Source organism: Thermogemmatispora sp. (assembly GCF_019683635.1).
Lineage (GTDB): Bacteria > Chloroflexota > Ktedonobacteria > Ktedonobacterales > Ktedonobacteraceae > Thermogemmatispora.
The window spans coordinates 1-14,471 of sequence record NZ_JADGIA010000131.1; the positions used below are offsets into that span (position 1 = coordinate 1).

The 14,471-nt window shown below is 61.9% G+C and carries 12 protein-coding genes; 4 read left to right on the plus strand and 8 right to left on the minus strand.

Features of this window, described 5'->3' with window-relative positions; all coding sequences use genetic code 11:
* Both IRZ31_RS14335 and IRZ31_RS14340 read right to left on the minus strand, forming a co-directional pair.
* The coding region (locus IRZ31_RS14335) for an ADP-ribosylglycohydrolase family protein (RefSeq protein ID WP_297154792.1) at positions 1-676 on the minus strand (676 nt) is incomplete at its 3' end.
* Between the two features lie 5 nt (positions 677-681).
* Positions 682-1,416 carry a GntR family transcriptional regulator gene (locus IRZ31_RS14340; RefSeq protein WP_297154795.1) on the minus strand — a complete coding sequence of 245 codons (735 nt, stop codon included), beginning with the start codon at positions 1,414-1,416 and terminating at the stop codon, positions 682-684.
* Between the two features lie 272 nt (positions 1,417-1,688).
* On the opposite strand from IRZ31_RS14340, the gene IRZ31_RS14345 reads away from it, so the two are divergent.
* Entirely contained in the window at positions 1,689-2,054 is a 366-nt protein-coding gene (locus IRZ31_RS14345; RefSeq protein ID WP_297154797.1) for an HU family DNA-binding protein, read from the plus strand.
* 532 nt (positions 2,055-2,586) lie between these two features.
* On the opposite strand, the gene IRZ31_RS14350 is transcribed toward IRZ31_RS14345, so the two are convergent.
* From IRZ31_RS14350 to IRZ31_RS14365, 4 genes are all read right to left on the minus strand, one after another.
* Complete coding sequence (locus tag IRZ31_RS14350; protein WP_297154799.1) at positions 2,587-3,456, minus strand: hypothetical protein; 870 nt, start codon at positions 3,454-3,456, stop codon at positions 2,587-2,589.
* A 562-nt stretch (positions 3,457-4,018) separates the two neighbouring features.
* On the minus strand, positions 4,019-4,957 hold the full coding sequence (locus IRZ31_RS14355) for an RluA family pseudouridine synthase (RefSeq protein WP_297154801.1): 939 nt from the start codon (positions 4,955-4,957) through the stop codon (positions 4,019-4,021).
* A gap of 98 nt (positions 4,958-5,055) precedes the next feature.
* A complete protein-coding gene (gene lspA / locus IRZ31_RS14360; protein WP_297154803.1) occupies positions 5,056-5,685 on the minus strand; it encodes a signal peptidase II in 630 nt (209 codons plus the stop codon).
* Between the two features lie 334 nt (positions 5,686-6,019).
* Positions 6,020-6,379 carry a TraR/DksA C4-type zinc finger protein gene (locus tag IRZ31_RS14365; protein WP_297154805.1) on the minus strand — a complete coding sequence of 120 codons (360 nt, stop codon included), beginning with the start codon at positions 6,377-6,379 and terminating at the stop codon, positions 6,020-6,022.
* Positions 6,380-6,981: 602 nt separating this feature from the next.
* On the opposite strand from IRZ31_RS14365, the gene glgB reads away from it, so the two are divergent.
* Together glgB and IRZ31_RS14375 are read left to right on the plus strand one after the other, a co-directional pair.
* Entirely contained in the window at positions 6,982-9,027 is a 2,046-nt protein-coding gene (glgB, locus tag IRZ31_RS14370; RefSeq protein WP_297154807.1) for a 1,4-alpha-glucan branching protein GlgB, read from the plus strand.
* Positions 9,028-9,063: 36 nt separating this feature from the next.
* A complete protein-coding gene (locus tag IRZ31_RS14375; protein WP_297154809.1) occupies positions 9,064-9,975 on the plus strand; it encodes a TIGR00730 family Rossman fold protein in 912 nt (303 codons plus the stop codon).
* Between the two features lie 47 nt (positions 9,976-10,022).
* Here the strand turns inward: IRZ31_RS14375 and IRZ31_RS14380 are convergent, their stop codons facing one another.
* Both IRZ31_RS14380 and IRZ31_RS14385 read right to left on the minus strand, forming a co-directional pair.
* The gene (locus IRZ31_RS14380; RefSeq protein ID WP_297154811.1) at positions 10,023-11,081 is read right to left on the minus strand and encodes an EamA family transporter; all 1,059 of its coding nucleotides are present in this window, start codon (positions 11,079-11,081) and stop codon (positions 10,023-10,025) included.
* Positions 11,082-11,221: 140 nt separating this feature from the next.
* Positions 11,222-12,367, minus strand: coding sequence for a class II histone deacetylase (locus tag IRZ31_RS14385; protein WP_297154813.1), 1,146 nt, complete (start codon positions 12,365-12,367; stop codon positions 11,222-11,224).
* A gap of 517 nt (positions 12,368-12,884) precedes the next feature.
* Here IRZ31_RS14385 and IRZ31_RS14390 point away from each other — a divergent pair.
* Positions 12,885-14,468: a serine/threonine-protein kinase gene (locus IRZ31_RS14390; protein ID WP_297154815.1), complete on the plus strand. Its 1,584-nt coding sequence runs from the start codon at positions 12,885-12,887 to the stop codon at positions 14,466-14,468.
* Positions 14,469-14,471 lie beyond the last annotated feature (3 nt).

A 14,471-nucleotide genomic window follows, 5' to 3' on the forward strand; every position in this document is an offset into this window, starting at 1 on the left:
CCCCCGCCACATAGGCCCCCCGCCCCTGCCCCAAACGCGCCAGACGCCGCGCCTCGTTGACCGCCTCCACAAAGCTTGCTCCCGCCAGGCCAGCGCTGATGACCGCCGCCACCGCCGCCGCACCGGCGATCGCCAGACCCGTAAAGTGAGTCGGGCGACAGACTTCCTCAACTCGCTCCAGAAAGCGCTCAACCGGCTCCAGCGGCACCGCGATCCCTACAGGTGCGATGCGCATGGCCGCCCCATTGGTATCGCCCCGCCGCCCGGCCTCCTCGGGAGCCGTCCCTCGGCGCACCGCCTCCAAGGCCCGCCGAGACGATGGCCCTAGCTGCTCACTCCCATCGGCCTCCGCCTGCTCGGCCCAGCGGAGCAGTTCCTCTACAAACCGCGCGCCCTCTAGATGGCCCTGGCCTTCCACCAACAGGCGTGCCACCAGCAGAGCCTGTTGCGTATCGTCGGTCACTCGGCCAGCCGGCTGTCCGGCACTAATGACATTCTGCGGGGGGCCAGCCTCAAACCCCTCCAGGACCGGAAAAAGCCGGGCCACCACCGGGCGTGGCAGCATCTGCGTTGGCATACCCAGGGCATCACCAATCGCCAGCCCCAGCAAGGCCCCTTGCGCCCGGCGCCTCATCTCTTGCTGGTCGCGTAGCGCTGCTCGGCGCGCTTCATGCATGGCTGCTACCTCCGCGGTCGCTCGTTCTGGTTCAGATCAAAGGTCATATAGAGGCGGAAATGCGACGGGTCCAACAAGCTGATAACATGCTCGATCACCTGCCCCTCGTGGTCACGTGTTACTCGCCGGCTCAGCAAGAATGCCTCTCCAATCGCCTTCCCTAAGAGATGGGCTTCCTCTGTGCGCAGGCGCGTCACTTCTACCCACTCCTCTCCAGTCGCAGGCACCAGTCCTAAACGCCCCGTCAGCGCCTCCATCAGCGACTCATGGGCGAAATCGATATCCAACAAAGCACTCGTCTGCTCGGTCAGCGGAATACGGCTGCGCTCCAGCGAGATCGGTTCACGCCCCTCTAGCAGGCGCAGGCGGTCCAGGGCAATGAAATGCTCCGCCTCTACTTGCAGGCGCTCCCGCAGCTCAGGTTCGACCACTGCTCCAAAGTAGAGCACGCGTGTCGTCACTTGTGCTCCCTGACGCATCAGCGCTCGCGACCAGCCCTGGCTCCAGTCCAGAGGCCGATGATCAAAGGTGATATAGCTGCCTGAGCCAGCTCGCGTCTGAATAAGCTGTTTGCGCGCTAACTCCGCCAGCGCTTGCCGCACGGTCATGCGACTGACACCGAAGCGCCGCGCTAGCTCATATTCACCCGGTAGCCGCTGGCCTGTTGGCAGGCGTCCGCTGCGGATCTCCTCCTCAAGGGCAGCACAGATTTGCAAATAGGCTCTATTCTGTCTAGACATCTTGTAGACAAGTTTACCCATCCCTGTCTAGCATGTCAAGGGGAGTGCTAGGAGCTTTCTCCTGCGGTATTTGGTGAGGCTCTGTATAGTGGAAATGGATGGTAACACCATTCCCACACATAATGCGGCAGCATGGTGAGTCGCTGAGAGACCAAAGACGCTCACCGAAACCGGGAACGTGTGTTGCGTCAAGAAGCGTTGTGAAGGGGCGCCCTGCGGCGCAATGGCCTTCAGCAGCGCCATTTCGTTAGCACAAGGAGGGAATAACCGATATGACCACTGTCTCGTCTGAAAAGCACCATAGTGTCATTGGCAAAGACGAGCTGATTCACCAGACGGCGGCCAGGGCCGGCCTCAGTCTCAAGGAGACGGGCAAAGTTATCGATGCCTTCACCGAAGTGGTACGCGAGGAACTGGCCCGTGGGCACGAGGTTCGTCTGATGGGCTTCGGCACCTGGAGTCTGCGCACCGTTGCTCCGCGCAAAGTCAAATCCATCCGTGGGGGGCAGCAGATTACTATTCCCGCGCGCAAACGAGTCGGCTTCTCCGTGGGGGCTGTCCTGGCCCAGGCGGCCAAGGGGCAGCAAGGACGAGCGCATGGGGAGAGCGAGCGGCAGGGAGAGCGGCGGCACCACTAGTGTGCTCTCCCTCCCCTCCCGCGGTTCTCCTGAGCTTGTCTCACCTGTGACCTCGCCAGGAGAAAAACGCCTGGCTCTCTGGGTCTCGCTATCAGTCTGATTGGCCAGACTGCCACTCTCCCCATACGCGAGGCTGCCAGCAAGCCTGGCAGGAGTGTATTCACGAGTCGGCGAGTCCGGTTCCTCAGCAGCCGACTGGACTGACTGACTCTGGGCCGACGAGCCTGTGCATCGCGCTTGGCCAGGGTCAGTGTACCAGCGCACACACCGAAGGGGAGGGCCTGCAACTGAGCTGACAAGATGATTCGCCGACCTGGCCCTGCGCCAGCGCAGCATTTCCGGCTGAATGGAGCCAAGTCGAAGGAAGCGTCCAGGCCCGTACCCAGGGACGAAGGGACTGGCTGTCGCAAGCTGCTAGTGTTGGAGAGCAAGTAGCAGCTTGCGACAGCAGTCCTTTCCTTCTCATTCCTTACGCGGCCCTTCCAGACTCCAGGCGGGGGCCGCTCTTTCGTTCGCCAGCACTCACCCCTAGCTAGAGATTCGGATGGTGTTCCAGGTACTGGAGCACAGCGGGCCGCTCATCCGGGCGCAGCGGACGGAAGGCGCTGCCATCGTTGATGAAGACCAGGCGCGTGCCCTGAAAGTGCACCAGCATGTCTGGCTTGTGATCGCCGTTGACATCGGCGAAGCTCAGGGTCACTGGCACCAGACTGGCGTCTGGATCATAGAGCTGGGGACCGCTATAGATGCGGGCATGAGCCGGATCGCCTCCTGGCAGCTCAATGATCTCGATGTGACCGTTCAAATTGAGCGCAATGAAGTGGCTTGGGATACCCGCCGCCTCATTGTGGCCCACAAAGGCATCGATCTGAAAGGTCCGCGGGCGCCCGTAGCGCAGATCATCCAGGGTTGTCTGGCCCCATGAGATCAGCGGCAGCAATAGGCACCAGAGGAGGAGCATGCAAAGCATGCCCAACCCAAGATACAGCAACGGATGAGCCTGGAACCAGCGGCGCGTCTGAGGCGCTCGCTTGCCTGTCGTCTTCGCCTCTCGCGCCGGCGCGGCTCCTGCGGCCTGGCCCCGCTGCTCTCCACGAGTGCCTGTCGTGGGGCGATCCGCTGTCAGCGTGGCACGCGATCCACCTGTGGTCTGGCCCGCTCCCCTCAGCGAGCGCTTCGACCCGGTCTGGCCTTCTCCCTTTATCTCGACCCTCCTCCACTCCGCGATCTCTTCAGAAGCCACGTCGGCCAGCGTTGGACGCGGACGCGAGGCTCGCTGCGCCACCGGCTCTACTGATTCCACCGATCCGGCTGCTCGCTCCGATCCGCTCTCCGATTGCAGAGGACGATGACGCAGGGCACTCTTCGGAGTGAGCCTGTCGGTTGCTTCAAGTACAGGCATAGCCTGGTTCTCCTTTCGTCTCGTCAAGCGTCAGTCTCTCAGCCAAGCTTGCACTGCAAAGGGCAGTGCCTCAGAAATAGCGACAGCGGTCGGAGCACTCGCGTTGGCTTCCGCCTGTCGTCTCTTCTCTCCTTCTCCTGCCAGGGTAACATAGAACATATGTTCTAGTCAAGAGGGAGGAGAAGAGCTTCCTACAAGCGATGAACAGGAGGAACAAGAATGCTAGCGATGTGTGTGTCTCATTGGGTTCGTCCGCAGAGCAAGGCATGTGCCCGCGGCTCGCTGCTCAAGACGAGGAGCTGCCGCCGAGGTGCTGCCGTTGGAAGCAAACACGTCACACATGGGCGAAGTGAAGCATGAGATAGCCAATCACTCTACGGGCAGCGCGGGACTCGCAGGCCTGGCCTGCTGTTGCTTCCCTCACCTGCGAGGGAGGCCAGGCTCCCTTTGCTGAGGATAGTGTAGCATCCCCCCCTGGTTTTTGCCAGGGGCCTATAAGCAACTTTCCCGGCGGTGGGAAGGAGAGGGCGGGAGGCCGCTCGGCAAGCGGAATGAACTGCGTTCAGAGCAACTCTTCCCGCTCCAGAACAGCCTGCAGATCGGCGGGAAGTGGGGCCTCTAGCTTCAGCGTTGTTCCCGTCACTGGATGGGGCAGGACAAGCTGTGCGGCGTGCAAGAACTGGCGCGTCAGGCCAGGCAGGCGGTGATTGCTGCGCCCGTAGACCGGGTCGCCTGCCACAGGATAGCCGATGGCCTTCAGGTGGACGCGGATCTGATGGGTCCGGCCCGTCTCTGGCTCGACCGACAAGAGCGTATGCTGTGCGAAACGACGCACGACCCGAAAATGAGTCCGTGCCTCACGGCTATGGTGGGCGGTCACTGTCATCAGTTGGCGATTGCGCGGGTCGCGCCCAATGGGGGCCTCGATCGTGCCCTGGTCAAGCGGCACCTGGCCCACCACCAGGGCGAGATAGCGCTTGTGGATCTGGCGTCGTTGCATCATATCGGCCAGAGCCGTCAGGGCTTGCTGATGCTTGGCCACCAGAAGCAACCCCGAAGTATCCTTATCCAGGCGATGTACCAGTCCAGGACGTTCCCCACTGCCAACCTCGCGCAGCTGGGGGCGGTAGGCCAGCAAAGCATTGACCAGCGTATCCTCCTCGTGGCCAGGGGCAGGATGCACCACCATCCCGGCTGCCTTATTGACCACCAGCAGATCATCGTCTTCGTAGACAATCTCCAGGGGCAGCGCACGCGGCGCTACCTCCGTCACGCGCTGGGGCAGCTGCCAGAGGATCTCGACCACATCGCCGGCCCGCAGTGCATAGCCCGCCTTCTCGCGCTCTCCGTTAACGAGCACCGCCCCTTCTTCGATCAGACGCTGCACCGCTGTCCGTGAAAGCGGGGCCAGTAGCTGCTGTACAAAGCGATCCAGGCGTTGGCCGGCCTCTGCGGGGCCAATCTCGTATCTGCGCACTTCATTGTGAGATTCTGCTGACACGGCTTCTTGTCCTGATTGAAGACGGTAAAATCTGGATTCGGGGGCTGACATACTCCTTCCTTACGCTCCTTCCGCGCTGAGCGTCTAGAGACAGGGTTTTAGCGATGAGAATTGGCCGGGGGCTGTCCCGGGCGTAGCGTTGGCGAGGTCGCCGCCTGCTCTGTTGGTGCCCGCTCGATCTCCGCCTCCGTCGCTCCCCGCGCGGGAGACTGTTCACCTGAGCCAGAGGTCCGTGGTAGTGCGCCTACTACCATCAGCAGGAGGAGCAGGATGACCCCCACCGTGATGGCCGAATCGGCCAGGTTAAAGACGGCGAACCGAAAGCCGATCTGGGGAATGCGGAAGAGGATAAAGTCAACCACGTAGCCGCCATGCCGCACACGATCGATGAGGTTGCCGACTGCCCCGCCGATAATCAGCCCGAAGACCAGCTTGTAACTCAGTGGCCCCGAGTTCAAGCCGCGTAGATAGAGCGTGATGACGACTGCTACCGCTACGGCAATCAGGCCCGCCAGCACCACACTATTAGCAAAGAGGCCGAAGGCCGCTCCGCTATTGCGAGTGTAATAGAGGGACAGATATTCACCCAGCAGCGGAACCACGCGCCCACTGTCGGGAGGACTCAGATAGCTAACCACGAGCGCCTTGGTCCACTGGTCGAGAGCAACAATGAGGACCATCACTAGCAGGGCTAGCAGATCGTAGAGACGTGCACGACGCGCGCTCACTGCTCTTTGTTCTTCCTTTCTCTCTCGCTCGGTCCAGCTTGTTCGTCGGGCTTCCGACGTTCAGGAGACGCTGCCTCCTCCGCCTCGGCTGATCAGGCCGGCTCTTCAGGCTGGATCGCCGGCCTTTCTTGTCGTGTATGTGCGTTCACAAGGGCTATTGTATTGTAGCCGATTTTCTTTCGCTTGAAAAGGAGCGGTCCGCTAGCAGACTTACAGACGTCCTGCGTGGACCGCTCCTTGCCGGTCATGACATCCCCCCGGCTGCCCGGCCATAGCCGCCGGACCGCCAGTCAGAGAGGGCGGAGCGTAGCTGCGGCGCTGGCCCGCTCCGAGATTAGCCAGCGAAGCTCTCGCGGCCAGCCTGGCGCTGAGACTCGCACTGCACATCCCGCGCAGCCCACGGAATGGCCTCCAGACGTTTCTCAGGAATGGGGCGTCCGCAACTCACACACAGCCCGTAGGTCCCCTCCTCAATGCGGGCCAGCGCCGCCTCGACCTCCGCTAGCAGGGCCTGCTCGTTTTCGAGAATCGACTGCTCCTGTTGATAGGTCTGAATCTCGGTTGCCGAGTCCTCATTATCCTGGGGCAACGGCTCCGCTGAGGCCGGAGGAGCAGTCAGCTGGGCAATGTCCGCCCGCAGCTCGTCACGTTTTGCCTCCAGCAATGCCTTCATCTTTGCCAGGTCGATGCTCATGACTTGGCCTCCTTCGTGATCATGCCATGCTCCTGAAAACCAGCCACCGACCTCCTCACGTCACAAGCTCGCCAACCAGGCGGTACAGGCCACCTCAGACAGGCCACGCCTTCACTCGTCCGCCCTTTTCCTCCAGTAGAGCGGCGCCGACCGCCGCCTGCTTCACCCGGCTGACGAGTGGCCGGCCAGGTAGGGAGCCAGGCGAGCCCCTCCGTCGACATCTGCTCGCTTGTCTCACTGCCCAGCGGCATCCTTCGGTGATCTCGTCCGGCTACGGCCTGATCTGCCGCACCCTGGTGACGGGCTGGTTGGCCAGGCTTCTCTAGAGCATGCCAGAAGCCCTCACATCACTCACATGTCCTCAAATTGTACACCAAATCTCACGGAAGGCAAGTCAGCCTCCCTGCCCTCTGGACCTGGGTCGTCGCGCTCGGCAGCCCAGGCGCTCAAGCCTGCTTCTCGATAAGCTGAGCGAGGAAAGGGGGGGTCTCTCTTGCCTTCTGTGTTATGCTAGAATTGTTCTCTGTGCTCTGGATGAGCCGGAACCAAAAGCGAGCAGAACGGAGCCGAACCAATCTCGCGCCTGGATGGAATGGAAGGCCATGTCAACAGTCTCTGAGGATGGAGCACACGCCCAGCAGCCGACTAACAGTCAATCCGTCCCCTCGCTCTTCAGTGAGTTTGATCTCTATCTCTTCGGGCAAGGTCGGGAGTATCGTCTCTACGACAAGATGGGCGCCCACCCACGTGTGGTCAATGGGATCAGCGGGGTACACTTTGCTACCTGGGCTCCCAACGCCGAGTCTGTCTCTGTCATCGGCGACTTCAACGGCTGGAATCGCTCCGCTCACCCGATGCAGCTCCGTCACCGTGAGCTGGGCGTCTGGGAGTGCTTTATTCCCGGCGTGCAGGTGGGCGCGCTCTACAAATATGCAATCGTTTCGCGGGTGAATCACCAGGTTCTGGAGAAAGCCGATCCTTACGCCTTTGCCGCTGAGCTACGCCCTGCGACTGCCAGCATCGTCGCCGACCTGCGTCGCTACCGCTGGCACGATGAGGAGTGGGTGCGCCAGCGAGCGGCACGCCAGCGGCTCTCCGCTCCTCTCTCGATCTACGAGGTGCATCTAGGCTCCTGGCGCCATGTCCCCGAGCGCCATCGCCCCGATGCCGTCGAGGAGGATCGCTTTTTGACCTACCGTGAGCTGGCTCACGCCCTGGCCGCCTACGTCAAGGATCTGGGCTTCACCCATATCGAGCTGCTTCCTATTGCGGAGCATCCGTACGATGGCTCCTGGGGCTACCAGGTGACTGGCTACTATGCCCCCACCAGTCGCTACGGCAGTCCGGAGGATTTCCAGTACTTTGTCGATTATCTCCATCAGCAGGGCATTGGCGTCATTCTCGATTGGGTGCCGTCTCATTTCCCCCGGGACGCCCACGGCTTGAGTCTCTTCGATGGCACCCACCTCTATGAGTACGCCGATCCCCGCAAGGGGGAACACCGCGAGTGGGGCACGCTGGTCTTCGACTATGGTCGCAGCGAGGTGCGCAATTTCTTGATTGCCAACGCGCTCTTCTGGCTGCGCGAGTACCATATCGATGGGTTGCGCGTCGACGCCGTGGCCTCAATGCTCTACCTGGACTATATGCGCGGCCCCGGGGAATGGGTCCCGAATCGCTACGGCGGACGCGAGCACCTGGAGGCCATCGATTTCTTGCGCCAACTGAACGAGGCGGTCTACGCCGAGGAGCTGGGTGCTCTGACTATCGCTGAGGAGTCCACTGCCTGGCCGCTGGTTTCACGCCCCACCTACGTCGGAGGACTGGGCTTCAGCATGAAGTGGAATATGGGCTGGATGCATGATATGCTTGAATATATGCGCCTTGACCCTATCTATCGCCGCTATCATCATAATAATATCACGTTCTCTCTGACATACGCTTTCTCCGAAAACTTCGTGCTGCCGCTCTCTCACGATGAGGTGGTCCATATGAAGGGGTCGCTGTTGACCAAGATGCCGGGCGACCTCTGGCAACGTTTTGCCAACCTGCGCGCCTTCTTAGGCTACATGTGGGGGCATCCGGGCAAGAAACTGCTCTTTATGGGCGGCGAGTTCGGCCAGTGGCGCGAGTGGAACTATCGTGAGAGCCTCGACTGGCATCTGCTGGAGCCGCCCAGCGATCCACATCACGCCCAGCTGCGCGACTTCGTTCGCGACCTGAATCGCCTCCTCCAGCAGGAGCCGGCCTTGAGCACTCTGGACTGCGAGCCGGAGGGCTTCGCCTGGATCGATTGCCACGATAGCGAGAACAGCGTGATCTCTTTCCAACGCCGCAGCCAGCGCCCGGAGGAAACGCTCATCTTCATCTGTAACTTCACACCCGTGCCACGCTTCGGCTATCGCGTTGGGGCTCCCTTTGCCGGGGAGTACTATGAGGTGCTCAATAGCGATGATCTGCGCTATGGTGGCAGTGGCCTCGGCAATCCTCAGCCGCTTCCTAGCACTCCGCTCGCCTGGCAGTCCTGCCCGCAGTCAATCGTGCTGACGTTGCCGCCGCTCTCTACCATTGTTTTAAAGTGGCGTCCCTTCGGCTCGCCCTCCGCCACGGCAGCTAGCAGCCAGCCCGGCCAACAGTCAGAGCAATAAGCAAAAGGACCGCATTATCCGTGAGGAAGAAGGACGATGAGTCGCAATCATAATCATTCACCGTCGCAGCATCAGCCGTCGAAAGGCAACCAGTTTAACCATCGGAGCCGCAAGGCGGCAGAGCGCTTCCGCTCGTTCCAGAGCAAGCGCCGGCCTATGACCGAAGATGAACGCCTGCTGACGCGCCCAACACGTCCGTTGGTGAGTCCATCAGAACCACCTCCGAGCGAGCAGATCCAGGCCGATGAGCATGCCCTGGAGCGCGCGCTCCACTTTGACTTTACCATCACCGACCCCTGGCGCGTCTTTCGCATTATGAGTGAGTTCGTCAACGGCTTCGACGCGCTGGCCCATATTCCTCCAGCAGTGGCCATCTTCGGCTCGGCTCGCACCCGGCCTAATGATCCCGCCTATGCCGCTGCTGTGGAGACCGCGCGCCTGCTGGCACAGGCAGGCTTCGCTATTATCACCGGGGGCGGGCCAGGGATTATGGAGGCCGCCAATAAGGGAGCCCAGGAAGGGGGCAATCTCTCCATTGGTTGCAACATCGAACTGCCTTTCGAGCAGGCCTCGAACCCCTACCTGGATATCTCAATCGACTTCCGCTACTTCATGGTTCGCAAGACCATGTTCGTGAAATACTCCAACGCCTTCGTGATCTTTCCGGGCGGCTTCGGCACTATGGATGAGCTGTTCGAGGCCCTGACCCTGATTCAGACGCGTAAGGTCAGCCATTTCCCGGTGATCCTCTACGATTCTCGCTATTGGGGCGGTTTACTGCACTGGCTGCACCATACGATGCTGGCCGAGGGCAAGATTTCCCCAGGCGATGCCGAGCTGCTGCGCGTCTCGGATGATCCCCAGGAGATCTGCCGTCTGGTACGCGAAGCCTACGAGACCTACCGCCAGGAGCGCGAGGACCCGAATCGCGAGAAGTCGATTCGCTAAGTCCTCCCTCACGGCGGCGCTTGGCCTCACCCAACCTCCTCTGGCCCTCACCCTCGTCTCGCTGATCCCGGCCCTCCCTGGCCGTCTTGTCCCTGACCTACAGCCAGGTCGAAGGGAATGTCTGCGCGACCTGGCTGGCCTCCAAAGTCTTCCTCCACTCCGGTTGGCGACAGCTCTGCTGGTGGAATGGTACCGTTGGCCTGACGACGCAGCTCTTCGTAATGAAGGAGCCCCACGCCGAGCATGACAAGCACCCCTCCAAGAAGCTGGTCAGGAGTCAATGCTTCACCAAGCCAGACGTAGGCGATGGCGCTGCCTGCTACAAGCTCTAACATGGCGGCGATCCCCACCCGGCCCGCATCCAGATAGTGCAAGGCCGCCAGCTCGCACAGGAACGGTAGTGCCATACCCAGTATCCCTACTGCTACCAATGCCGGCCACAGACCCGGCTGCAGGCTAGCGAGCGGTATATGCCACGGCGGTTGCACGAGCAGCCAGAAGAGGGCCGCGACGATTGCCCCCCAGGTCGTCGCGCTCAGGGCCGGCAGCTCACGCCCAACCCGTCGTCCCAGCAACAGGTAGGCGGCAAAAGAGAGAATCGAGAGTAACGCATAGAGCACCCCCAGGCCATCCAAACGCAGGAACCGCTGCTGCCAGGCTCCCGTCACCAGCACAAGACCGCTTCCGGCCAGCAGCAAGGCCCCCAGTACCGGCAGGGCCGGCCAGCGACGTCGCCAGAGCGCCTCACCGAGCACCAGCCAGGCCGGGGTACTGAACTGGATGACCAGGGCGATGGCCACCGGCAGACGGCTAATAGCCATGAAATAGCTATAGGCCACTGTCGCCATTGCCAGGCCCAAGGCCAGCAGCCAGCCCCAGCTCCGGCGCGGTGGCAAGACCTTCCCACGCTGGACCACGCCCAGCAATACCAGCAGGCAGGCCCCCCCAATGAGCATGCGCCATTCCACCAGCGTCAGTGGCGTTAGCGCGCTTTCATCGAACAGCTTGCGCGCGAGATTCCCATTGAAACCAAAGAGGAGCGAGGCCAATCCAACCAGCAGATAGCCACGGAGGCGCCAGCGCCCCTCACCCTTGCGATTCAACACGCGATGATCCTTTCTGTGCCATGCCATGTCTCGTGAAGCCACCCAACTGCACCCCACCACCCGCCCTCAGCAGCCAAGCCAAGTCGGGTCGCTCTTGACCACCTCCCCATCTCCACCTCCTCTCCCCCTTTGATCTCACCTCACAGCGGCCACCATTGACGATGCCAGCGTCGAGCCTCCTCCAGGGCCTGGCGAGTGGCTTGCGTAAAGATGGTCGCGCTGCGCTCCAGCTCCCAGGCTCCGGCGTAGAGATCGACAATGCCAAGATCAACGCCGAGCAGAGCCTCGACGATGGCCGCAGTGCAGTAGGGCACGTAGGCGCGACTGTATCCGCCCTCCTGCAGGGCAACCAGGCGCCCCTCGCAGACCTCATCGGCCAGAGCCGCAACCAGCTCGCTCAGGCGTCGGAACCCCTGCCGCGTCACCATCATGCGCGCCAGCGGATCAAGCCAGCTCGCATCTTGGCCTGCCGAGATGAGGATCAGCTGCGGGCGATAGCGCAGACCGATCGGCAGCACCAGCTGCTCAAAGGCAGCAATATAGCCGCGGTCACCTGTGCCTGCCGGTAGGGGGATGTTCACAGTGTAGCCCACGCCGGCCCCCCTCCCAACTTGCTCTAACTCACCCGACAGGCGGGGATACCAGTCACGCTGGTGCAGCGAGAGAAAGAGCACTCCCGGATCTGCATAGAAAGCCTCCTGGGTTCCGTTGCCGTGATGGACATCCCAATCGATGATCATAATGCGCTCCAGCCCGTATGTACGGCGCGCGTACTCGGCAGCGATCACCACGTTATTGAAGATACAATAGCCGAGGGCCCGGTTACGCTCAGCATGATGACCGGGCGGTCGCAGCAGCGCGTAGACATTGCGTACTGCTCCACTCATCACGGCCTCCACGGCCTGACAGGCCCCACCGGCAGCGCAAAGGGCAGCCTCTAGTGAGGCGGCGCTCACCGGTGTATCTTCGTCGATTTCTCCCCAGTCGCCTTGTCGCGGTCCACCCGCGGCGTGCGCTTGCAAACCGTCGAGATAGGGGCGCGTGTGATAGAGGAGCAGCTCTTCCTCACGGGCGGGCCGCGCACGCAGGTGCCGCATACGCCCGAGGAGGCCAGAACGCTCCAAAAACTGCCAGGTGCGCTTGATAATGGCCACGTCCGAGGGATGTGGCTCTGGATCGATCTGAAAGCTTCCCTCGCGGGTCTGCACAGAGGTCTCAACCCCCGCATCATGGGCCAGGAAACGCTCATCGAAGAGCAAGCCACTGGTCAAGCTCTCCACAGGCATCCGTTCGTTCACTCTCCCTTTCAGTTCAGGTTCAGAAGGCCCGCATCCCGGCTGCTTCAGGCAAAGCAGAGCCACCGGGCGCGACTGGGATAGTAAGAAAAACAGGAGTGTTGTTAGCATAGCACGTCCAGGTCGCCTCGGCACCAGCCAATGCACGCCTGTGTAGATGAGCTGGCCTGGCCCATGCGAGGGGCGGTAGACAGCGCACGCAAGGCCACTGCAACCGCAGCCAAGGCCCCAAAAAAGGCGCTTTGTCTCCGGGGACAGGTTCATCGGTAAGAAAAGGGGAACAAGGGCGTTTGTCTCTCCTGGAGGGCCTCGGAGAACATGGCGATTTGCGCCCGGCTGGGGAGGCTACTGCCTGCCAGTCCGTCTCTCTCGCAGCCAGCGAGCTAGCCATTGTAGCGTGTGTCCATGACAGTGACGCGACAGGAGTGTTATAATGCAGCGGGGCCTCGTGGGGCGCCGCCTCTCCCTATTCTTAGCCGAGCGATAACTGGAGGAAGAGAGAGCATCTATGATGATCGAAACCATCCCGCCGGGGACGATCATGCGTGGCCAGTACCGCATCGAACGGGCCCTGGGCAGTGGCGGCTTCGGCCATGTCTACCTGGCAGTGGATCTGCGCACGAATCAGCCTTGTGCGGTGAAAGAATATCTGGTCACCGGTGCCAGTGGCCAGGCCCAGCTCCAGCATGAGGCGCGCGTGCTCAGCCGTCTCCACCATCCCCATTTGCCCAGTTTTATCGATGCCTTTAGCGAACGCGGACGCTACTACGTAGTGCTGAGCTATATCGAAGGGCGCGACCTGACCGAGCAGCTGCGTCTGGCTCGCCAGCACGATGAGGCTATTCCTTTGCCTGTGATTCTGGGCTGGCTGCTGGCGGTCTGCGACGCTGTCCAGTTTCTCCACAGTCAGCAACCGCCGGTGATCCATCGCGATATCAAGCCCGACAATATTCGCATTACGTCCGACGGGACCGCTTATCTGGTCGACCTGGGCAACGCTAAGGCGGTGGCTGACGGCGCACGCACGCTCTTCTTCGCCCGCCATCAAGGCACGCCCGGCTATGCTCCGCCCGAACAGTATCCCGGCGGGAGCGGCACCGACCCCCGCTCCGACGTCTACGCCCTGGGTGGGACTCTGTATTTCGCGTTGACGATGCAGGAGCCAGCCAGCGTTTCGGCCCGCAATCAGGCGCTCCAGCAGGGACATTCCGGCCTGCCCTCGCTTCAGGAACAGCTGGCTCGCCTGCTGGCAGAGGAGAAAGCGGGCAAATCCTTCCGCTTCGAGGCCGCTCGCCCCACACGCGGCACGCGCATGCCACGCCATGTGGCTCAGCTTGCTATGTTACCGCCGGAGATACTGCAGCGGCTCAACGCCATTATTCAGCGCGCAATGGCACTCAAGCCTACGGAGCGCTATCAGTCAGTGGCAGAGTTCAAGGCCGAGCTGAGACAGGTACTGGAGCAGCTGCAGTCAGCGCGTCAGGAGCCGTCTGCCCCCACAGCGGAAAGAGGGCGCGCTGTCGACCCTCATAAGACGCAGCCGGACCTGCCCCAGCTCTATGAGGATCTGCATCAGGCTCGCACCAGCACGCCCGGCGTCAGCTGTCCTGTCTGTCAGATGCCACTGGCCTCTTCACAGACAGGCTGTCCTCGCTGCGGCTGGACCAGCCTGCAGGCCCCAGGCGGCCCGGCTCGTTCGGCACGCTCTGGAAGTCAGGCCAGTCAGGAGCAACCACAGCGCCTGGTGCTCCCATCGACTCGCGTACAGGCCGCTTCCTCAGCACCAGTCGTCAGCGATGCCCGCGGTCAGGGAGGACTGACACGCACACGACGTAGACCGTCCCCCGCCTCCACTGCTCCTTCTCCTTCTACCCACGCCGCTCAATCCCAGGGGTGGCCGCTCTCCCTGCCCGAGAAGGGCCTGAGCCTGCGCACGGCAATCGTGCTGACAGCCATCGCTCTGGCGGTGTTGCTCCTGGTCTTCGTCTTCCTCTTCCTGATTGCCTCCGCTCACAGCGCCGGCAGCCTTCCACCCCCCCTGCCCGGCGCCCTCTTTCTACCAACACTGCCCCTCCTCCCTCCGAACCGCTGACTC

What these genes read in the sequence shown, in the direction of transcription:
- IRZ31_RS14385 (WP_297154813.1), bottom strand. Translation starts at nt 12,367, where the DNA reads ATGCCTGTGGAGAGCTTGACCAGTGGCTTGCTCTTCGATGAGCGTTTC.
- IRZ31_RS14340 (WP_297154795.1), bottom strand. Translation starts at nt 1,416, where the DNA reads ATGTCTAGACAGAATAGAGCCTATTTGCAAATCTGTGCTGCCCTTGAG.
- IRZ31_RS14345 (WP_297154797.1), top strand. Translation starts at nt 1,689, where the DNA reads ATGACCACTGTCTCGTCTGAAAAGCACCATAGTGTCATTGGCAAAGAC.
- IRZ31_RS14350 (WP_297154799.1), bottom strand. Translation starts at nt 3,456, where the DNA reads ATGCCTGTACTTGAAGCAACCGACAGGCTCACTCCGAAGAGTGCCCTG.
- IRZ31_RS14365 (WP_297154805.1), bottom strand. Translation starts at nt 6,379, where the DNA reads ATGAGCATCGACCTGGCAAAGATGAAGGCATTGCTGGAGGCAAAACGT.
- glgB (WP_297154807.1), top strand. Translation starts at nt 6,982, where the DNA reads ATGTCAACAGTCTCTGAGGATGGAGCACACGCCCAGCAGCCGACTAAC.
- IRZ31_RS14375 (WP_297154809.1), top strand. Translation starts at nt 9,064, where the DNA reads ATGAGTCGCAATCATAATCATTCACCGTCGCAGCATCAGCCGTCGAAA.
- IRZ31_RS14390 (WP_297154815.1), top strand. Translation starts at nt 12,885, where the DNA reads ATGATGATCGAAACCATCCCGCCGGGGACGATCATGCGTGGCCAGTAC.